We start from the raw sequence: 20,907 nt of genomic DNA, 5'->3' as shown, positions 1-20,907 counted from the left end.
GGCGCTCTTGGCTGGGGCGGCTCGAGCCTCCGGGGCCCGCCTCGCCCCTGCTTGGCCTGCTTGGGGGACCAGAAATGGCCGCGATCCCGCGCCTGGAGCGAAGACGCCGTGGAGCCTACTCTCGGTAGGGCCGTGATAGAGCTTCGGTGCTTGCCAAGTCCCGGCTCCTCATGCTCCCTTCCGCGCGATGCTACACGCGGATACAACGGTTGCGAGCGCGAGGACTGGTCTTCTTCCTCGCTCCCGAAGGGTGGCGACGGCATCCCTGCTCGTCAGCCTGGTGCTGGGCGGGCTCCTCTTCGACCAATCCTGGCGGAACCTGCTGCGCCTCTGGTCCCGTTCGGGTTCGCAGTCGTACCCAGACATCATCGTGGGCAGCATTACGTGGTCGAACTCCTACAAGGACTTTGACTTCACCGTCATCTACGGGTCGCTGCTGCTGGTCTTCGCCGTCTTCTTCGTCGTGGCGGGCGTGCTCAACCGTCTGCGCTTCACGTGGCTCGAGGACCGGGAGCCCTCGTCGCGGCGGGGTCCGCTGGCGATGTGGCTCGGCGCGGCGTCGATCCTCTACGCCCTGGTGCTCTGGGTGACGCGCGGAGCCGCGCCGCGCGAGGAGTTGATCGGCGCAGGAGTGCTGACGGCGAGCGTGGGCCTGAGCCATGCGTGGGCGCGCGTCGTGCTGAAGGTGAAGGACCTGGAGGCCTTCTCCCTCGAGTACCTGGCCACCCTGTTGCTAGGCGCCGGGCTGTGGTTCTCCGGCGTGGGGCTGTATGTGTTGAAGGAGTTGAGCTCTCCCCACGTCTTGAATCCAGATCTGCCGGACTGGCTGGGCAGGTCCGCGCTGGGGCTCATGGTCGCGGTGACCGTGCTGTCCCCCTACTTGTCTCGCCGGTGGAGCCGTGACTCCTGGCGGCGGTACGTCCTGGGCGCCCAGGCGCTGACGCCCCTGCTGCTCTTCGTGCTCTTGAAGGATGCCTACCAGCAGGGCGAGCACATCACGCGGATGAACGTGCCCGCGTTCACGGTGTTCCTCCTCGGGCTCTTCATCCTCGCGGCGATGTTCAGCGTGGGTCTGCGAATGACGCGGCCTCCGGCGGAACCGGAGCCACTGGAGCCGCGCACGCTCATTACCTGGCCCTTCGTCGTGGCGGTCAGCATCTTCCTGGTGCACCGCCAACCGGTCTTCAGCACGCTGGTGTTTCTCGATCACTTCCACCTGGGCGAGCTGCTCACGCCCTGGCAGCAGATCGTCGACAACAAGCAGGACTTCTACTTCGGCTTCATCTCCCTGCAGTGGCTGCTCGGCATGGTGTACGGCGGCATCAACGCCCTGTTCCTCGAGGGCACCGCGTCCTCCTTCGTACATGGATTCATGATCTGGTCGTCGCTCGTGGTGGGGCTCACGGCCTACCTGCTGCACCGGGTAGTCGGTGGCGGCTGGGCGCTCGTGCTGGCAGTGTTCTCGCTGCAGGCGGGAGATCGCCACTTCCTCGCGCTTCCGGTGCTGCTGATCCTCGTGCTGCCCTGGCTCCTGGCCCGGCCCATTCCCTGGCTGCTGGTGTGGGGCGGGTTGTCGGTGCTGCATGGCTTCTACAATCCGTCCACGGGCGGCGCGCTCGGCGTGGCCTCGCTGCCCATGGCCGGGATGATGGCCTGGCGCAGTGTCGCGAGCGGCGCGTGGCGCGAGCTATGGCAGCGGCGCAGGGCCTGGCTCGTGGGCGGCGCGCTCGCCGTGGCGATCGTGGGAGCCTTGTGCGCCCGCTATCTGCTGGGCCTCGTGGAGTTCATCCGTGACAACGGCTCGGCCAACGCCACCGCCTACGGCATCTCCTGGTTCGAGTACCTCCAGGCCGTCCCCAGCTGGTTCGCCGGGAAGTTCCTCATGTGGGATCTGCTGTGGATTGGTGGCTGGTTGTTCGGCGCGGTGGGGTTGGGGTGGTTGAGCTGCCGGGCCCGGTGGGTGTGGCCCCGGGGCTCGTGGGAGGGCAGGAGCGTGGCGGCGCTGAACGTCGTGAGCCTGCTGCTGCTCGTGTTGATGATTCCCTACAGCATGGGACGGATGGATCCCGGACACCTGTCGCGCACGGGGGCCATGTCGGTGCTGACCCTCGGCTCGCTCATCCCGCTGGGCCTGGTGCTCGAGACCCGCGTGCGCGCGGCGCGCGGCGGCCTGATTCTCGGCGTCGCCGTGTTGCTGGGCCTCAAGTCCACGCTCACCTACGTGTCCCCCCGGGCCCAGGTGCTCCAGCAGCTCAACCCCATCCTCGTGCCCGTGGGGGTTCCCCTCCTGGAGGGCGAGCAGCTCGGCCTGCCGAGACTGGGCCGCATGTTCATGCCCCAGGACGCGCTGGCGCCGCTGCTCCGGCTGAAGGGGACCCTGGGTGCGTTGCTGCTTCCCGGGGAGACGTACTTCGATCTCACCAACCTGTCGTCCTTCTATTACTACCTGGGGTATCGGGTCACCACGGGCTACGTCTCGGATTATACCGCCATCGGGGCCGCGGCCCAGAAGCGGATGCTGGCGGCCCTGGAGCGCGAGCCGCCTCCAGTGGTCTGGGTTGGGCCCCGTATGAGCTTTGATGGCGGTCCGGCGTCGCTGCGCTCCTACCGGCTCTACCGCTGGTTGGTGCAGCGGGGCTACGTCTTCCACGCGCGCGACGGGTTTCAATTCCTCCTGCGCGAGGATCGGGCCCGGATGTTGAAGCTGGAACAGGAGCCGGCCGCGTCCAGCCAGGCACTCGCGTCGGTCTTCCACCTCCAGGACTTGAAGAGCATCCCGGTGAGCTGGGGTCACAGCGTCAAGACCTTGCGGCGGCGCTTCGCGGAGGACTCCATCGAGGTGACGGGGGTGCCCCAGCTGTTCGGACTCCAGTCCTCGGCCCAGGGCCTGCTGAGCGCTTCGGGAGCCGACCCCCTCATGGTCTGGGAGTTGCCCGAGGCGGTCCCGAGCGCGCGGTTCGACTTCGTCTCCTTCCAACTGGAGTGCGCGGATGCGCCGGATGGCCGGTCCCGGGGTCAGGTCTTCTGGGCCGAGGCGGGAGGCGACTTCTCCGAGGCCCACTCCTTCTTCTTCGACGCGCGGCCGGGGACGCTGCTCGTGCCGCTGGGCTCGCACCCGGATTGGGCGAGGGGTGCACCCGTGCGGCGCCTGCGCCTGGATTTCAACTCCGTGGAAGGTTGTGAGTTGTACACCGTGAAGGACGTGCGGTTCCTCAAGCTGGTGGACTGAGACCCCCCCGCGTGGCGCCGGAGCGGGCCGCCCCGTCTGCTTGACGGGGCGGAGTGCTGCATGGTCTATGCTGGGCCCCCATGGGGGGACGCACCTCTTGACGGGTTCCAGCGAGTACGACGCGGTCGTGATTGGAGGCGGCTTCTTCGGCTGTAGTCTCGCCCTCGGCCTGTCTCGCTTCCTGGGCCGCGTGCTGGTAGTGGAGAAGGAGCCGGAGCTGCTGCAGCGCGCCTCGCACTCGAACCAGGCACGCGTCCACAATGGCTACCACTACCCGCGTAGCCTGCTCACCGCCCTGCGCTCGCGCGTCAACTTCGACCGCTTCGTCGGCGACTACGCCGAGTGCGTCGTGGACGGCTTCGACAAGTACTACGCAATCGCCACCACCTTCTCGCACGTGACGGCCGAACAGTTCCGCACGTTCTGTTCGCGCATTGGCGCCCCACTCGAGCCCGCGCCCCGTGACGTGCGCGCGCTCTTCAACCCGGCGCTCATCGAGGACGTCTTCCGGGTGCGCGAGATCGCCTTCGACGCCGTGAAGCTGCGCCAGCGCACGTGGCGAGACCTGCGCGCCGCGGGGCTCGAGGTCCGCCTCAACACCGAGGCCGTGAAGCTCCAGGCACGGGCTGACGAACTCATCGAGGTGTCCTTGCAAGACAAGGGGGCAGGAGATCAGGTGGTCGCCCGCTACGTTTTCAACTGCACCTATGCCCGGCTCAATCCGGTGCTGGCCAACTCGAACCTGCCCACGCTCCCGCTCAAGTACGAGTTGACCGAGATGGCGCTCGTCGACATGCCCGCTCCGCTCAAGGACTTCGGCGTCACGGTCATGTGCGGGCCGTTCTTCTCGGCCATGCCTTTTCCCTCGCGTGGACTTCACACGCTCAGCCACGTGCGCTACACCCCGCACAACTACTGGTTCGATGGCACCGACGGGTGCCGGATCGATGCGCACCACTACCTCGTGAACAACCTGCCCGACACGCGCTTCGAGTACATGATCCGGGACGCGAGCCGGTACATGCCGGCCCTGCGCGACGCACGCCACATGGACTCGCTGTGGGAAGTGAAGACGGTGCTGCCCGCCAGCGAGGTGGATGACAGCCGCCCCATCCTCTTCCGCTGGGGCCATGGCCTGAAGAACCTCGTCTGCGTCATGGGCGGGAAGATCGACAACATCTATGACGTGCTTCAGGAGATCGATCTCTTGAGGGGCCGAGGAGAGCTGAGCTGATGGCACCCGTGGACTGCTTCGTATCGGTGGTGGTGCCGCTCCACGATTGTGGCCCCATCGTCCCGGAGTTCATCGCCGAGGTGATGGCCGTGCTGCAGGGCCACTACACCAACTACGAGCTGGTGCTGGTGGATGACGGCTCGAAGGATGACACCGCCCGGCGCGTGGCCCAGGAGCTCTCCCAGTACCCGTGCGTGCGCTACATCCGGCTGTCGCGGCGCTTCGGCGCGGAGATCGCCATCGCCTCGGGCCTGGACACGGTCATCGGGGACTTCACAGTGGTGATGATGCCCGAGTGCGATCCCCCCGGGCTCATTCCCGCCATGGTGGCCCAGGCCCGCGCGGGGGCGAGCGTGGTGTTCGGCGTGCGCAAGGATCGCTCGGGTGAGCCGTTCTGGATGCGCATCGGGGCGTCGCTGTTCTACGGCGCCGGCAAGCACCTGTTCCAGGGAGGCCTGGAGCCCAACTCCACCCAGTTCCGGGTGCTCAACCGCCAGGCGGTCAACGCCGTCATCCGCATCAAGGAGAAGTACCGCTACTTGCGGCTGCAGAGCTTCTACGTGGGCTTCTCCAGCCAGAGCTTTCCCTACGAGCTGGTCTGGCGGAAGGGGTTGGGGCGCAAGGGCCGTGGCTTCTGGGAGTCGGTGGAACTGGCCATCGCCATGGTGGTGTCGTACTCCACGCACCCTCTGCGCTGGATCAGCTGGCTGGGGCTCGGCGCGAGCGGCCTGAACCTGCTCTACATGGGCTATGTCCTGGGGACATACCTGCTGCGCGACCGGGTGGCCGAGGGCTGGACGACGATGTCGTTGCAGTCCTCGGGCATGTTCTTCCTGCTCTTCCTCTGCCTCTCCGTGCTCTGCGAGTACGTGGGCCGCATTCTGGAGGAGTCGCGAGAACGGCCGCTGTACCACGTGCTCGAGGAGCGCAACAGCAATGTGCTCGTGGCGGACGAGCGGCGCACCAACATCGTCAAGGAATCCATTGTCGCGCAGGAGAGGTCCCATGGGTGAGTCGACGGGCCAGGACTGGGTGGTTCCCACGTACACGGTGAACGAACTGCACGAGAAGCGCTCGCGCTACTGTGTCTGCATCTTCGTCATCAACGAGGGCAAGAAGCTGCACGCGCAACTTCAGCGCATGCGGCCCTTCACCCGAGACGTGGACGTGCTCATCGCGGATGGAGGCAGCACGGACGGCTCGGTGGAGGGCGGCGTGGTCGGCCCCCTGGGCGTGCGCACCGTGCTGGTGAAGACCGGCCCCGGCAAGCTCAGCGCGCAGATGCGCATGGGTCTCGCCTATGCGCTGGAGCAGGGCTACGAAGGCGTCATCACCATCGATGGCAACAACAAGGACGACCCGGACGCCATCCCCCGGTTCGTCGAGGCCCTTGCCGCGGGAGGCGATCACCTCCAGGGCTCGCGCTTCATCCCCGGCGGCGTGGCCGAGAACACCCCGCCCATGCGCTGGCTGGGCATCAAGCTGCTCCATGCGCCGCTCATCAGCTTCGCCTCGGGCGTGCGCTATACGGACACCACCAACGGGTTTCGTGCCTATAGTCGGCGCTTCCTGTTGGATCCGCGCGTGTCGCCCTTCCGCGAGGTATTCTCGCGCTACGAGTTGCACTACTACCTGGCCATCCGCGCGCCGGAGCTCGGCTTCCGGGTGGCGGAACTGCCCGTGGCTCGCCGCTACCCGCGACACGGTCCCACGCCCACGAAGATCAGCGGAGTGCGCGGCAACCTGCTGGTGCTGCGCACGCTCATGGAGGCCTGCCTCCACCGCTACCACCCCGGGAACCCGGAGCAACCTCGTGTCTGATGCCCTGATTGGCCATAGCGGTTTCGTGGGCGGCAACCTCCTGCGCCAGCACGCCTTCGCGGACCTCTACAACTCCAAGAACATCGGCTCCATCCGGGGCCGCTCGTTCGATTTGCTCGTCAGCGCGGGCGCTCCCGCGGAGAAGTGGAAGGCCAACGCGGAGCCGGAGAAGGACCTGGCCATCCTCCAGCGGCTGATGGAGGACCTGCGCGAGGTGCGCGCCCGCAAGATGGTGCTCATCTCCACCGTGGACGTGTATCCCTCCCCGGTGGACGTGGACGAGGACTCACCCATCGACCCGTCGAAGGGGGGCGCCTACGGACGCAACCGCCACCTGCTGGAGCAGTTCATCCTGGAGCGCTTCGACGCGCTCGTGGTCCGGCTGCCTGGTCTGTTCGGTCCGGGACTCAAGAAGAACGTCATCTTCGATCTCATCCACGGCAACCGCTTGGAGGCCATCAACACCGCGGGCGTCTTCCAGTTCTACGACCTGAACAACATCTGGCGCGACATCGAGCGAGCCCTGAGCCACGGGCTCAAGGTGTTGAACCTCGCCACCGAGCCCACGGGGGTGGAGGAGCTGGCGCGTGAGGCCTTCGGGCGTGAGTTCGTGCAGCGGATGCCCGGCGCGGCGCCTCGCTACGACATGCGCAGCAAGCACGCGGCACTCTTCGGCGGCCACCATGGCTACCTGTACGATCGGGGCCAGGTGCTCGGGGCCATGAAGGACTTCGTGGCCTCGGCCCAGCGAGCCCGGGCCCAGGAGGCGCGGGGATGAAGCTGGCCGCCTCCAACATCGCCTGGGCGCGAGAGCAGAACGAGGACGTGGCGCGCATGCTGCGCGAGCTGGGCTTCCAGGGCGTGGAGCTCGCCCCCACCGCCATCTGGTCCGAGCCCCTCAAGGCCACGCCCGAGGAGATCCGGGTCTGCCGGGAGTGGTGGGAGTCGCGTGGCCTGCCCATCGTGGCCATGCAGGCGCTGCTCTTTGGCCGCGCGGACCTGACCATCTTCGACGACGCGGCCACGCGCGCGGCGACCCGCGAGTATCTCTCCGGCATCATCCGACTCGGGGGACAGCTCGGGGCGAAGGCGCTGGTGTTCGGCTCGCCGAAGAACCGCAAGGTCGGGGCGAGACCGCGCGCCGAGGCCGAGGAGATCGCCTGCGAGTTCTTCCACGCCCTGGGCGAGGTGGCGCTTCAGCACGGCACCACACTGTGCGTGGAGCCCAACCCCACGGTGTACGCGTGTGACTTCGTCACCACCTCGCGCGAGGGACTGGAGCTGGTGCGCAAGGTGGGCAGCGCGGGCTTCTGCCTGCACCTGGACGCGGGCGGCATCACCCTGAGCCAGGAGTCCTTCGACGATCGGCTCCTCGAGGCCCTGCGCTCGGCCCGCCACTTCCACGCGAGCGAGTCCCAGCTCGCGCCGCTCGGTTCGGGCACGGTGGACCACCCGCGCTTCGTCGCCGCCCTGCGGGAGGTCCACTACGGCCACTGGGTCTCGGTGGAGATGCGCTCCCTCGCGGAGGACGCGGGGCAGCACAAGCTGCGCGCCGCGCTGACGGCCGCGCGGGACGTCTACGGGGCCTGAGCCTTCCGCGAGCGCTTGTTGCGTTACGCTGTTCATCAAAACCCCTGCTGCCCAGGACTCCGCCATGCCAAGCGATCGCATCTCCGGCTCCCCCCATCTCCGCACCACCAGTCCCGCGAACTCCCCGCGCAGCAACTCCCCGACGCAACAGGCTGCGCAGAACGTCCCCGCTGCGCCTGACCTCTCCGCGCTCTTGAACCTGCCCAGCGTGCCCACCACGAGCACGGAGAGCCCGCCACGCGACGCCTTCACTTCCCAGCCGAGCGAGGCCCAACTGTTCGCGCGACTGACGGCCCTGAACGCGTCGACCCCGCACACGCCCACGCGGAGCAATGTCTACTCAACCTCGTCGTCCCCGAGGAATTCCGCGCCCTCCTCGCCAACGCAGGGATACGAAAACCTGGCGGCGCGCCTGGAAAGACTGAGCGTGCCGCGGACCTCCTCTCCGCCCTCCACGCACCAGCTCTCGCTGGACGATCTCTGGAAGATCCAAGATCAAAAACTTGGAATCCGCTCTGGAGAAAACGCTACCGATGCCCGGAACGCGGCTTACTCGCTCGCGGCGCCCCTGCAGCGCGATCATTTTCTCAGAGGCATGGACGCGCCGGCTCAGGCGCAATGGGCGGACGACCTCCGGGGCTCCATCCGGAAGATGCTGCACAGCCCCAACTCCGAGAGTCGTCACCTCATCCTCGCCACTGGCGTCGGCAGCCATTCAGACGCCGAGAGCTACAACGCCCCCGGTAATCTGAAGACGTTCCCCAAGGGTCAGGTGACTGGCCAAGCGCTCGCGGCGATCCCGCTGGCGGGCAAGAGCGAAGACGAACTCGTGGACTGGGTCATGAACCGGCTCAAGGAGGGCTGAACCCTCCGCGCATCTCCGCGGGTCGAGGTTTCTGTTGACCATTCCGGCGCGGAACGAGCCCTTCACGCACGACCTTGGCCTCAGCGGTGCTCTTATACGGGCGGACCACGATCCCAGGGAGACACCATGAGCGGACGAAACAAGATGAAGCAGGGGGCGGCACCAATGGTGGCGATGACGCTGTTGCTCGGCGGCTGCACCACCCCGCCGCCGACGCCCCCCGAGCAAACGGCCCAGCAGCGCTGTGATCGCCTCGGCGAGAAGACCTTCGAGGGCGCCAGCATCACCGAGGCCACGCTCGTCGCCGCCTCCAGCACCCTGCCCGAGTACTGCAAGGTCACCGGCAAACTCCCCGCCGATCTCCAGTTCGAGGTGCGCCTGCCCACCGACTGGAACGGGAAGACGCTCTACTCCGGGGGCGGTGGCTTCGACGGCGTGATTGCCCCGACGGATGTCTATACGGCGCAGGGCTACGCCGCCATCGCCTCCAACGGCGGTCACACCGGCGAGGTCTTCGACGGCGCCTTCGCCCTGGACTCCGAGAAGCTCGCGGACTTCGCCGACCGCTCCATCCACCGGGTGCTGCCCTTCGCCAAGGACATCATCCGCGAGCGCTACGGCAGGAACTCCGAGAAGACCTACTTCGAGGGCTGCTCCAACGGTGGCCGCGAGGCCCTCATCCAGGCCCAGCGCTGGCCCGACGACTTCGACGGCATCATCGCCCGCGCCCCCGCCTACAACTTCGTGGAGCTGATGATCGCCTTCAACCGGAACTTCCAGCAGTTCTCGAAGCCCGGCGCCAACCTCTCCACCGCCAAGCTCGCCACCCTGGGCAAGGCCGTGCTCGACGCCTGTGACGACAAGGACGGCCTCGCCGACGGCATCATCTCCCACCCGGCCACCTGCCAGTTCGACCCCGGCACCCTCCAATGCACCGGCGCGGACCAGGACACCTGTCTGACGGCGGAGCAGGTCGCCTCGGCCCGCACCCTCTATTCCCCCATGCGGCTCAACGGCGCCGTCAGCAACGAGGGCTGGCCCGCTGGCGGCGAGGCGGACCCCGGAGGGTGGGCCCCGTGGATGACGGGCGAGGGCAACGCCTCCCTCTCGGCCGGCGGCATCTTCGGACGCGAAATCGTCCGCTACTTCATCACCCGGGACCCCAACTACGACCCCCTGGCCTTCGATCCCCAGGCGTGGCTGTCGCGCATCGCCGAGGTCTCCGCGCAGGTGTCCGCCAACAACGCCAACCTCGAGCGCTTCCGCGCCCGGGGCGGCAAGCTCATCCTCTGGCACGGTGGCACCGACGCGGCCATCTCCCTGAACGGCACGGCCGCCTACTACCAGCGGGTCGTCCAGGCCTCCGGCGGACAGGCCGCGGCGGACTCCTTCGTCGAGTACTTCCCCGCCCCCGGCGTCAACCACTGCGAGGGCGGCGCTGGCGCGGACACCGTGAACCTGCTCCCCGCGCTGGAGAACTGGGTGGAGAAGGGCATCGCGCCCTCCAGCGCGAACCTCGTGGCGACGAAGGTGAACCGCCAGAACGGTGCACAGCTCCTCGCCCGACCCCTGTGCAAGTACCCCCTCTATCCCCGCTACAAAGGAGAGGGAGACCCCGCCTCCGCGGCGAGCTTCACGTGCGCCACGCCCTAGAAGAGGAGCCCGCGCTCGCTCCTCCGCTCTCCTCCTGAGGAGGCCCCGCTCCCGCCGGGTTGCTTCGCGACCGGGCGGGAGCGCGGAGTGACTCCCCGTCAACACGAGGTGCCTACCCTTGCCGCATGGGTAGCCAGGACTCGACGCGTACCGCGACCACCGCCCCTGGACCGGGGGCCATTGTACCGGAGGCCACCCCCCCTCCCGAGCCATGGGCGGGAACGGCGGAGGAAGGGGCCACTCCCCTCCGGGGCCATCCCCGCCCTCAACTGAGGCGCGCGGCATGGTGCCCCCTCAATGGCACCTGGGACTTCGCGATCGATCCACTCGGGCGCTGGACCGTGTCCTCGGAGGTGAGCTGGAACGCGCGCATCCGCGTGCCCTTCGCACCGGAGACCGAGCGCAGCGGCGTGGGCGACACCGGCTTCTACCGCGCCTGCTGGTACCGCCGTTCTTTCGAGCCCCCCACGCTCGGCGCCCAGGAGCGGCTGGTGCTGCACTTCGGCGCGGTGGACCACGCGGCCACCGTCTGGATCAACGGTTCGCGCTGCGCGCACCACGAGGGCGGCTATACGCCCTTCAAGGTCGACATCACCGATCTGCTCCACCGCGACGGCCCCCAGGAGATCGTCGTGCGCGCGGAGGATGATCCGGCCGACCTCGCCAAGCCCCGGGGCAAGCAGGACTGGCAGCTCGAGCCCCACTCCATCTGGTACCCGCGCACCACCGGCATCTGGCAGACGGTGTGGCTCGAGCGCGTCCCTACCACCCGCATCGAAGGCCTGCGCTGGACGCCCAACCTCGCCCGCTGGGAGCTGGGACTCGAGGTGCACATCGAGGGCACACGCCCCCATGGGCTGCGGCTGGACGTGAAGCTGAGCGTGGGGGACACCCTGCTCGCCCGGGACTCGTACACCGTGGTGCTCGGCGAGGTGTACCGCCGCATCGCCCTGTCCGACCCCGGCATCGACGACTTCCGCAACGAGCTGCTGTGGAGCCCCACCTCGCCCACGCTCATCGACGCCCGTCTCGAGCTGCGCGGTGCCCACGGCCAGCTCATCGACGCGGTGGACAGCTACACGGCCCTGCGCGCCATGTCCGTGCAGGGGGACCGCTTCGTGCTCAACGGGCGGCCCTACCCCATGCGGCTGGTGCTCGATCAAGGCTACTGGGACGGCACGGGCATCACCGCTCCGGACGACGCGGCGCTGCGGCGCGACGTGGAGCTCGCCCGGGCCATGGGCTTCAATGGCGTGCGCAAGCACCAGAAGATCGAGGATCCGCGCTACCTCTACTGGGCGGACCGGCTGGGGCTCATCGTCTGGGGGGAGATGCCCAGCGCCTACCGCTTCACCCGCCAGTCCGTCGAGCGCGTCACGCGCGAGTGGCTCGAGGTGCTCGCGCGCGACTACAGCCACCCGTGCATCGTGGCGTGGGTGCCGCTCAACGAGTCCTGGGGCGTGCCCAACCTGCCGGACAACGTCGCCGAGCGGCACTACGTCCAGGCGCTCTTCCACCTCACCCGCACCCTGGACTCCACCCGCCCCGTCATCGGCAACGACGGCTGGGAGAGCGTGGCCACCGACATCATCGGCATCCACGACTATGACTCCGATCCGGAGCAGATCGCCCAGCGCTACCACTCGCACGAGGTGCGTCCGCACCTGTTCCGGCGCGAGCGTCCCGGCGGACGGGTGATCCTCCTCAACGACCATCCGCACGCGGACCATCCGCTCGTGCTCTCCGAGTTCGGCGGCATCTCGATGGCGCGGGGTGACCAGCGCGAGTGGGGCTACACCCAGTGCCGGGGGCCCGAGGAGCTCGAGCAGCGCTACACCGCGCTGCTCGGCGTGGTGCGCTCGCTCAACCTCTTCGCGGGCTTCTGCTACACGCAATTCGCCGACACCTACCAGGAGGCCAACGGGCTGCTCTACTCGGACCGCACGCCCAAGTTCCCCCTGGAGCGGATCGCCGCCGCCACGCGGGGCCCGCGCTTCTCGAGCGACATCCCCATGCCCCCCGCCCCGTCCGGGCGCCCCCGCCCCACCACCGAGCCGGGCGAGCCCGCCGGAGCCTGAGCCCACGAGAGGAACGGCGATGAAAACCCCCCAGGCTGATGCCCCCCGCTTCGAGTCCCTCTTCGGCCGGCCGCCCAAGGTCCAGGTCCGCGCCCCCGGCCGGGTGAACCTCATTGGCGAGCACACCGACTACAACGGCGGCTTCGTGCTGCCCATGGCCATCCCCCAGCACACCGAGGTGCACCTGGCCCCGCGCGAGGGCCACACGGTGCGCGCCTTCAGCGCCAACCTCGGCGCCCAGGGCCAGGTGGACGCGTACGAGCTCGGACAGGAGAAGCGTGGCCGGGGCTGGCTCGACTACGTGCAGGGCGTCACCCACGTGCTGCGCGCGGAGGGCCACGTCCCCGGGGGCTTCGATCTGTGGCTGCGCTCGGACGTCCCCGTGGGCAGTGGCCTGTCCTCGAGCGCCGCCCTCGAGGTGGCGCTGCTGCGCGGGCTGCGCGAGGCCTTCGGCCTGCGACTGGACGACGTCCAGCTCGCCCTGCTGGGACAGAAGGTGGAATGCGACTTCGTCGGCGCCCCCGTGGGGGTGATGGATCAGATGGCCTCCAGCCTCGCGGACACGGGCGCGGCGCTCTTCCTCGACACCCGGAGCCTGAAGTACGAGCGCGTGCCACTGCCCACTCAGGTGGAGCCCATCGTCATCAACTCGGGCGTGACGCACAGCCACTCGGGCGGCGACTACCGGGTGCGCCGCGCCGAGTGCGAGCGCGCCGCGAAGCTGCTCGGCGTGGAGCAACTGCGCGACCTGCCCGACGCGGAGCTGCCCCGCGCCCTCGCCCTGCCCGAGCCCCTCGGCCGGCGCGTGCGCCACGTGCTCACCGAGAACGCGCGCGTGCTTCAGACCGTGCGGGCCCTGCGGGAAGGAGACCTGGCCTCGCTGGGACCCCTGCTGTACGCCTCCCATGCCTCGCAGCGCGACGACTACGAGGTCTCCGTGCCGGAGATCGACCTGTTGGTGGATCTCGCCCGCGCCGAGCCCGACGTGCTCGGGGCCCGGCTGACGGGGGGTGGCTTCGGCGGCTCGGTGGTGATGCTGGCGCGCACGGGCACGGGAGCTGACGCAGCGGCCCGCATCGCCACCCAGTACGCGAAGCAATCCAAACACCAAGCGACCGTGCTCGTCCCGGAGGCCTCGTCCGGTCGCTGATCCGCGAAAAACGCCAGGCAAGAGGGCGAACGCCCCTCGTTCTCATGGACAGTAGGTGTGCCGAAGTGGAGTGCCCACTGTCTCCCGCATGAACCGACTGGTGATTGGTGCGGGGAGGGGCGAATGACGTTCAAGTGGAACACAGATGGGATGGACAGCGTGGTCGGCAGCCAACAACTGCCGGCTCTCGTGTGCCTGTCGCACCTGCGCTGGAACTTCGTCTTCCAACGGCCGCAACACCTGCTCAGCCGCTTCGCGCGTGAGCGCCGGGTGTTCTTCTTCGAGGAGCCCCTCCACGACAGCCAGGAGCCCCAGCTCCACGTCACCCGCTCGCCCGAGGGTGTCTGGGTGGCCGTGCCACACCTGCCCGAGGGACTCGACGAGCAACGGGCCATGGCCATGCAGCAGCTCTTGCTGGACGAGCTGCTCACGCGCCACGCCGTGAAGCACTACGTGAGCTGGTACTACACGCCGATGGCCATGGCGTTCTCGCGCCACCTCGAGCCGGTGGCCGTGATCTACGACTGCATGGACGAGCTGTCCGCCTTCCGGGGCGCGCCTCCCGCGCTGCTGCACCGCGAGGCCGAGCTGCTCATGCGCGCGGACGTGGTCTTCACCGGCGGCCAGAGCCTCTACGAGGCCAAGCGGGACCGGCACCCGAACGTGCACGCCTTCCCCAGCAGCGTGGACGTGCCGCACTTCGCCACCGCGCGCGGCAACGTCCAGGAGCCGGCGGACCAGGCGTCCATTCCCCATCCGCGGCTCGGCTTCTTCGGCGTGGTGGACGAGCGCATGGACCTGGAGCTGCTCGCGGCCGTGGCCGACGCCCGCCCCGACTGGCAGCTCGTCATCATCGGCCCGGTGGTGAAGATCGACCCGGCCACCCTGCCGCGCCGGCCCAACCTGCATTTCCTGGGCGGCAAGAACTACAAGGAGCTGCCCACGTATCTGGCCGGTTGGGACGTGGCGCTGTTGCCCTTCGCGCGCAACGAGTCCACGCGCTTCATCTCGCCCACCAAGACGCCCGAGTACCTCGCGGCGGGCAAGCCAGTGGTGTCCACGTCCATCCGCGACGTGGTGCGCCCCTACGGGGAGATGGGACTGGTGCGCATCGCGGACACGCCCGAGGACTTCGTGCGCGCCTGCCAGGAGGCCCTGACCGAGCAGCGCGCCACGTGGCTGCCCCGGGTGGACGCGCACCTGGCGACGATGTCCTGGGACAGCACCTGGTCCCGGATGAAGGCCCTGCTCGACGCGGCCACCCAGCAGTGGCGCGAGGAGATCCCGGTTCGACTGGAAGCGTTGAGCGAACAGACAACCTGACGAGCAGTGAGGTCAACGACATGTTCGACTACATGGTGGTGGGGGCGGGGTTCGCGGGAAGCGTGATGGCCGAACGGCTCGCGAGTGTCCATGGCAAGAAGGTCCTCATCGTGGAGAAGCGGCCGCACATCGGCGGCAACGCCTACGATCACTACGACGATGACGGGGTGCTCGTGCACAAGTACGGCCCCCACATCTTCCACACCAACTCGCAGGACGTCTTCGACTACCTCAGCCGCTTCACCCAGTGGCGGCCCTACCAGCACCGGGTGCTGGCGAGCGTGGATGGACAGTTGATGCCCATCCCCATCAACCTCACCACCATCAACCAGTACTTCGGGCTCAACCTCACGGCCTTCCAGGTGGAGGAGTTCCTCAAGACGCTCGCGGAGAAGCGCGACACCATCCGCACCTCCGAGGACGTCATCATCAGCAAGGTGGGCAAGGAGCTGTACGAGAAGTTCTTCCGCAACTACACGCGCAAGCAGTGGGGCCTGGATCCGAGCGAGCTGGACTCCACGGTCATCGCCCGCATCCCGGTGCGCTCCAACCGCGATGACCGCTACTTCAGCGACAAGTACCAGGTCATGCCGCTGCACGGGTACACGCGGATGTTCGAGCGGATGCTGGATCATCCCAACATCAAGGTGATGCTCAACACCGACTACCACGAGGTGAAGGACATCATCCCCTACCGGGAGATGATCTTCACCGGCCCGGTGGACGAGTACTTCGACTTCTGCTTCGGCAAGCTGCCCTACCGCTCGCTCAACTTCCGCCACGAGACGCACAGCACGGCCCGCTTCCAGCAAGCGCCGGTGGTGAACTTCCCCAACGAGTACCCGTACACGCGCTGCACCGAGTTCAAGTACCTCACCGGCCAGGAGCACCCGAAGACGAGCGTCGTCTACGAGTACCCCACCGCCGAGGGAGATCCGTACTACCCGGTGCCCCGTCCGGAGAACGCCGAGCTGTACCGCAAGTACGAGCAGCTCGCGAAGGACACGCCGGGAGTGCTCTTCGTGGGCCGGCTGGCCACGTACAAGTACTACAACATGGATCAGGTGGTGGCGCAGGCGCTCACCCTGTGCACGAAGATCATGGGCATGCGCCGCCGGGAGCTGCTCGACATGCAGGTGGAGGGGCACGCGTGAGCGACACCTCCGCGAGACCCGCGGGCCTCCCCGAGCTCTGGGGAGGCATCGAGAGCACGGTCAACCGGGTGGGGGACCGGTACTTCGATCAGATGCGCAGAAGCGGCCACTGGGAGCGCAGCGAGGACCTGGAGCTCATCGCCTCGCTGGGCATCCAGGCGCTGCGCTACCCGGTGCTGTGGGAGCACGTGGCGCCCAACGGCCCCCACCGGGCGGACTGGACGTGGCCGGACGCGCGGCTCGCGCGCCTGAGGCAGTTGGGCGTGCGGCCCATCGTGGGGCTCGTGCACCACGGCAGCGGGCCGAGGCACACCAGCCTGGTGGACCCGGCCTTCCCCCTCGAGCTCGCGCGGTACGCGCGGGCCGTGGCGGAGCGCTACCCGTGGGTGGAGGACTACACCCCGGTGAACGAGCCGCTGACCACCGGGCGCTTCAGCGGGCTGTACGGCCACTGGTATCCACACGGCAAGGACCACCCCACCTTCGCGCGCACGCTGATGGTGCAGTGCCGCGCCATCGTGGAGGCGATGCGCGCCATCCGCGAGGTGAATCCCCGGGCCCGCCTCATCCAGACGGAGGACATGGGGCGCACCTACAGCACGCCGCACCTCGCCTACCAGGCGGAGTTCGAGAACCACCGGCGCTGGCTGAGCCTGGACCTGCTCTGCGGGCGCGTCGATCGCCAGCACCCGCTCTGGTCCCACCTGCTGGACTGGGGTTGCTCCGAGGCGGAGCTGTCATGGTTCCTCGACAACCCCATGCCTCCGGACGTGGTGGGCATGAACTACTACATCACCAGCGACCGGCTGCTCGACGAGCGGATGGAGCACTACCCGGAGTGGTCGCACGGCGGCAACGAGCGCGACCGCTACGCGGACGTGCACGTGGCCGGGGTGTGGAAGGACGCCATCTCCGGACACCGGGACGTGCTTGCCTGGGCGTGGGAGCGCTACAAGCTGCCCGTGGCCTTCACCGAGGTGCACCTGGGCTGCACCCGGGAGGATCAGCTGCGCTGGCTGGGTGAGGCGTGGGACGCCGTGTGCTCGCTGCGCGCGGAGGGCGTGGACGTGCGTGCCCTCACCGTGTGGAGCCTCCTGGGCGCCTACGACTGGAACACCCTGGTGACAGCCGACCGCGGCTTCTACGAGCCGGGCGTCTTCGACATGCGCGCGTCCCAACCGCGCCCCACCGCGCTGGCCTGGATGACGCACGGCCTGGCCAGACGCGGGCACTACGAGCACCCGGTGCTCGCCTCGCCCGGCTGGTGGCGGCGCGACGAGCGGGCCGAGCCCAACTTCGCCGCGAGTCTCCACGGGGACGGCCCGGCGCCCTACAAGACGTATGTGCCGCCCCGGCACGCGGGCGCCGAGCAGCCCCGGCCCGTCCTCATCTCGGGGGCGACGGGAACGCTGGGGCGGGCCTTCGCCCGGCTGTGCACGACCCGGGGCATCGCCTTCCGTCTGCTCTCGCGCCAGGAGATGGACATCGCCTCACCCCAGTCGGTGGAGAGCGCGATCGAGCGACACCGGCCCTGGGCCATCATCAACGCCGCGGGCTACGTGCGCGTGGATGACGCCGAGGAGGACGCCGAGCGGTGCTTCCGGGAGAACGCGCTCGGCCCGGAGATCCTCGCCGCCGCCTGCCGCGCGCGCGACGTGCGGCTGGTCACCTTCTCCTCGGACCTCGTCTTCGGCGGAGAGCAGCGCTCGGCCTACCTGGAGAGCAACAAGGTCCAACCGCTCAACCAGTATGGCCGCAGCAAGGCGGAGGCCGAGCGCCGGGTGCTGGAGCGGATGCCCGACGCGCTGGTGGTGCGCACGGGAGCCTTCTTCGGCCCCTGGGACACCTACAACTTCGTCACCCTCGCGCTCGGGACGCTCGCGCGCGGAGAGCGGTTCGCGGCGGTGGATGACGTGGTCGTCTCGCCCACGTATGTGCCGGACCTCGTACACACCTGCCTGGATCTGCTGCTCGACGAGGCCAGCGGCGTCTGGCACCTCACCAACGCGGGCGAGGTGACGTGGGCGGAGCTCGCCACGCAGGCGGCCCGCGTGGCCGGGCTGAATCCGAGCCGGGTGGAGGCCCGTCCCCTGGAATCCTTCGGGTGGGTGGCACCCCGGCCGCGCTACAGTGCCCTGGCGAGCGAGCGCGCCCAGCTCATGCCACCCCTCACCCAGGCCCTGGAGCGCTACCTCATGGACGACGAAATCAAGCCCGCGCGAAGGCCAGCCGGAGGGGGCCGGTCGGCCTGTGCGGTCTGTGGAGGGTCAGTCGATGAAAGTCATGGTGACGGGCGGTGCCGGCTACATCGGGAGCGTGGTGACGGAGGAGTTGCTGCGGGGGGGTGACGAGGTCGTCGTCTACGACAGCCTCTACAAGGGCCACCGGGAGGCGGTGGTGGAGGGCGCCAGCTTCGTGAAGGGCGATCTGCTCGACACCGAGCTGCTGCGCGGCACGCTCATCCAACACAAGGTGGAAGCGGTGGTGCACATGGCGGCCGATTCGCTGGTGGGCGAGTCGGTGAAGGCCCCGGCGAAGTACTACCGCAACAACGTCCTCGGGGGGCTCAGCCTGCTGGACGCCATGCGCGAGGCGGAGGTGAAGTACCTCGTCTTCTCCTCCACCGCCGCGGTCTATGGCGAGCCGGCCAAGCAGCCCATCGAGGAGAGCGATCCCACCCAGCCCACCAACCCCTACGGCGAGACGAAGCTCGCCTTCGAGCGCGCCCTGCGCTGGTACGACGGGGCCTATGGGCTGCGCTACGTGAGCCTGCGCTACTTCAACGCGGCTGGCGCCACGGAGCGTTGTGGCGAGCGCCACTCGCCCGAGACGCACCTCATCCCGCTCGTGCTCCAGGCGGCGGTGGGGCAGCTCCCCGAGGTCACCGTCTTCGGTGACGACTACCCCACCCCGGATGGCACCTGCGTGCGCGACTACATCCACGTGGTGGACCTGGCGCAGGCGCACGTGCGCGCCCTGCACGCGCTGGCGGAGGGACACGAGAGCGCCATCTACAACCTGGGCTGCGGCGGGGAGGGCTACAGCGTGAAGCAGGTCATCGACTGCGCCCGCCGCGTCACCGGACGGGACATTCCCGTGCGCAAGGGGCCGCGGCGGCCCGGGGATCCCGCGGTGCTCATCGCCAGCTCGGCGCGCATCATGCGCGAGCTCGGCTGGCGCCCCGCGCACCAGAAGCTCGACGCCATCGTGGAGTCCGCCTGGCGCTTCATGCAGAACAAACGCTGACGCACGCGCCCCGGGCAAGGCGAGGGCGTTCCCGTCTGGGAACACAGCGTTGCTCGCGCGAGGGCTAGTGGCCCGTTGGGGGAACGGGCTACTTCCTCGAACATGACCAAGAACATGACGCGTCGGCAGGTCCTCGAGGGCCTCGGCTTGACGATGATGGCCGTTCCCCTCGGCCAGCTCCTGGCCTGCGGTGGCGGGGCGACGGAAACCGCCTGGGCGACCGAGGGCACCGCCGCGATGACGGGCGCCAGTTCCTATCCCAACCCGTTCGCCTCGGATTCAAGCGCGGTGTGCAAGCTCACGTGCGAGCAGATCCAGGGCCCCTGCTACGGCGCCACGTTGGTGCGCAAGGACATCAGCGAGGGGCAGAAGGGCTTGCCCGTGCGCCTCGCGCTGCGCGTGTTGGATGAGTCCTGCAAGCCCATCCCGGGCGCGACCGTGGACATCTGGCATGCCGGACCGGCGGGCGTCTACTCGGGCGAGGACCAGCACCCGTTCTGCAATCCCGACAGCGCCGAGGCCCGCGCCGGGCGGTGGTTCCGCGGCGTGCAGACGACGGATGCCGACGGCCGGGTGGACTTCGATACCTGCTTCCCGGGCTGGTACTCGGGCCGGGCCATCCACATCCACTTCATCATCCGCATCGGCGACACCGCGTCCGTGACGTCCCAGCTCTACTTCGAGGACTCGCTCAACGACGACATCCTCAACACCCAGGCGATCTACAACACGCGCGGTGAGCGAGACACGCGCAACACGGCCGACAACATCGTCGACCAGGGCCAGCTCGGCGATTTCACCCTCCAGACCCGGAAGATGACGGATGGCGCGCTGCTGGCCTGGAAGACCCTCATCGTCCGCTCGTCGACCGGCACTCCCCTGTGCGAGGCCAACAGCCAGACCATGAAGGATCTGATCAACTCCGGCGTCGATCCCAACGACGCCAGCACCTTCCCGCCCGGCTTCCCGTAGGACCTTCTATACTGCGGGACCGAACACCTATCTCCCTGGGGGGAACCCGCATGTCGAACCGAGCCACCCTGCTGCTGTGTGTCCTTCTTTCCTTTGGCTGCAACGCCCCCGAACCCGGGAATGAGCAGGAGCAGAGTGCGCTCACCCGGCAGTTCATCCGCGTGACGAAGGAAGTCCCCGCCTTCGGCGGCGTCACGCGCGAGGACGGTGCATGGGTCGTCTCGCTGCTCGATCCCGAGCAGCGAGAGAGCGCGGAGGCCCGGCTGCGAGACATCTTCCAGGAGGACGCCGCCCACATCTCCGTGCGGGTGCGCGCCCCCCGCGGAAGTGCCTCCGAGCAGATGAAGGAGGCCGCCCGGAACGTCCTGGGCGTGCCGGGCGTCGGGACGCTCGATTTCGACGAGACGACAGGCTACCTCCGGGTGGGCCTCGTCGAGGTGGAGGCCCTCGAGTCCGCCCAGGCCAGGCTCGACACACTCGGCATCCCGCGCGACCAGGTCCTGTTCCAGGCGGAGGCACCGATCGTCGCCAGGTGAAGTGTTGACCGACTCGGAGGCCGGGATTCGCGGGAGCACGGGCCCGGCTATGATCG

Annotated in this window: 16 protein-coding genes; all 16 read left to right on the top strand. The window is 68.5% G+C overall.

Translation table 11 applies throughout. The features are described from left to right. Positions 1-250 precede the first annotated feature (250 nt). Entirely contained in the window at positions 251-3,229 is a 2,979-nt protein-coding gene (locus D187_RS23085) for a hypothetical protein (protein WP_002625694.1), read from the top strand. A gap of 97 nt (positions 3,230-3,326) precedes the next feature. Then, positions 3,327-4,463 (top strand): FAD-dependent oxidoreductase, encoded by a 1,137-nt coding sequence (locus D187_RS23080; RefSeq protein WP_043431292.1) that lies wholly within the window; start codon positions 3,327-3,329, stop codon positions 4,461-4,463. Then, positions 4,463-5,476, top strand: a complete 1,014-nt coding sequence (locus tag D187_RS23075; RefSeq protein ID WP_002625696.1) for a glycosyltransferase family 2 protein — start codon at positions 4,463-4,465, stop codon at positions 5,474-5,476. Before D187_RS23080 ends, D187_RS23075 begins: the two co-directional genes overlap by 1 nt. Then, positions 5,469-6,284 carry a glycosyltransferase family 2 protein gene (locus D187_RS23070; protein ID WP_002625698.1) on the top strand — a complete coding sequence of 272 codons (816 nt, stop codon included), beginning with the start codon at positions 5,469-5,471 and terminating at the stop codon, positions 6,282-6,284. The genes D187_RS23075 and D187_RS23070 overlap by 8 nt, the downstream gene beginning before the upstream one ends. After that, positions 6,277-7,062, top strand: a complete 786-nt coding sequence (locus tag D187_RS23065) for an NAD-dependent epimerase/dehydratase family protein (RefSeq protein ID WP_002625699.1) — start codon at positions 6,277-6,279, stop codon at positions 7,060-7,062. Before D187_RS23070 ends, D187_RS23065 begins: the two co-directional genes overlap by 8 nt. Further along, entirely contained in the window at positions 7,059-7,874 is an 816-nt protein-coding gene (locus D187_RS23060; protein WP_002625700.1) for a sugar phosphate isomerase/epimerase family protein, read from the top strand. The genes D187_RS23065 and D187_RS23060 overlap by 4 nt, the downstream gene beginning before the upstream one ends. Positions 7,875-7,938: 64 nt before the next feature. Further along, positions 7,939-8,739, top strand: coding sequence for a hypothetical protein (locus D187_RS23055; RefSeq protein WP_043431254.1), 801 nt, complete (start codon positions 7,939-7,941; stop codon positions 8,737-8,739). Between the two features lie 126 nt (positions 8,740-8,865). Further along, on the top strand, positions 8,866-10,392 hold the full coding sequence (locus D187_RS23050; protein WP_002625705.1) for a tannase/feruloyl esterase family alpha/beta hydrolase: 1,527 nt from the start codon (positions 8,866-8,868) through the stop codon (positions 10,390-10,392). Positions 10,393-10,733: 341 nt separating this feature from the next. Continuing rightward, a complete protein-coding gene (locus D187_RS23045; protein ID WP_002625709.1) occupies positions 10,734-12,470 on the top strand; it encodes a glycoside hydrolase family 2 protein in 1,737 nt (578 codons plus the stop codon). 19 nt (positions 12,471-12,489) lie between these two features. Next, complete coding sequence (gene galK, locus D187_RS23040) at positions 12,490-13,620, top strand: galactokinase (protein ID WP_002625711.1); 1,131 nt, start codon at positions 12,490-12,492, stop codon at positions 13,618-13,620. A gap of 123 nt (positions 13,621-13,743) precedes the next feature. Next, a complete protein-coding gene (locus D187_RS23035; protein ID WP_002625713.1) occupies positions 13,744-14,943 on the top strand; it encodes a glycosyltransferase family 1 protein in 1,200 nt (399 codons plus the stop codon). A 20-nt stretch (positions 14,944-14,963) separates the two neighbouring features. Then, positions 14,964-16,097: a UDP-galactopyranose mutase gene (gene glf, locus D187_RS23030; protein ID WP_002625715.1), complete on the top strand. Its 1,134-nt coding sequence runs from the start codon at positions 14,964-14,966 to the stop codon at positions 16,095-16,097. Continuing rightward, on the top strand, positions 16,094-18,445 hold the full coding sequence (locus D187_RS23025) for a family 1 glycosylhydrolase (RefSeq protein WP_002625717.1): 2,352 nt from the start codon (positions 16,094-16,096) through the stop codon (positions 18,443-18,445). The genes glf and D187_RS23025 overlap by 4 nt, the downstream gene beginning before the upstream one ends. After that, positions 18,372-19,343: a UDP-glucose 4-epimerase GalE gene (gene galE, locus D187_RS23020; RefSeq protein WP_043431253.1), complete on the top strand. Its 972-nt coding sequence runs from the start codon at positions 18,372-18,374 to the stop codon at positions 19,341-19,343. Before D187_RS23025 ends, galE begins: the two co-directional genes overlap by 74 nt. A 114-nt stretch (positions 19,344-19,457) precedes the next feature. Continuing rightward, entirely contained in the window at positions 19,458-20,315 is an 858-nt protein-coding gene (locus D187_RS23015) for a dioxygenase family protein (protein ID WP_155893538.1), read from the top strand. 50 nt (positions 20,316-20,365) lie between these two features. Continuing rightward, complete coding sequence (locus D187_RS23010) at positions 20,366-20,851, top strand: hypothetical protein (RefSeq protein WP_002625723.1); 486 nt, start codon at positions 20,366-20,368, stop codon at positions 20,849-20,851. Positions 20,852-20,907: the final 56 nt, after the last annotated feature.

The sequence above is a fragment of the Cystobacter fuscus DSM 2262 genome, from assembly GCF_000335475.2.
Classification (GTDB): Bacteria; Myxococcota; Myxococcia; order Myxococcales; family Myxococcaceae; genus Cystobacter; species Cystobacter fuscus.
The sequence above is the reverse complement of the archived record's forward strand: the minus strand, read 5'-3'. Positions and strand labels throughout refer to the sequence as shown.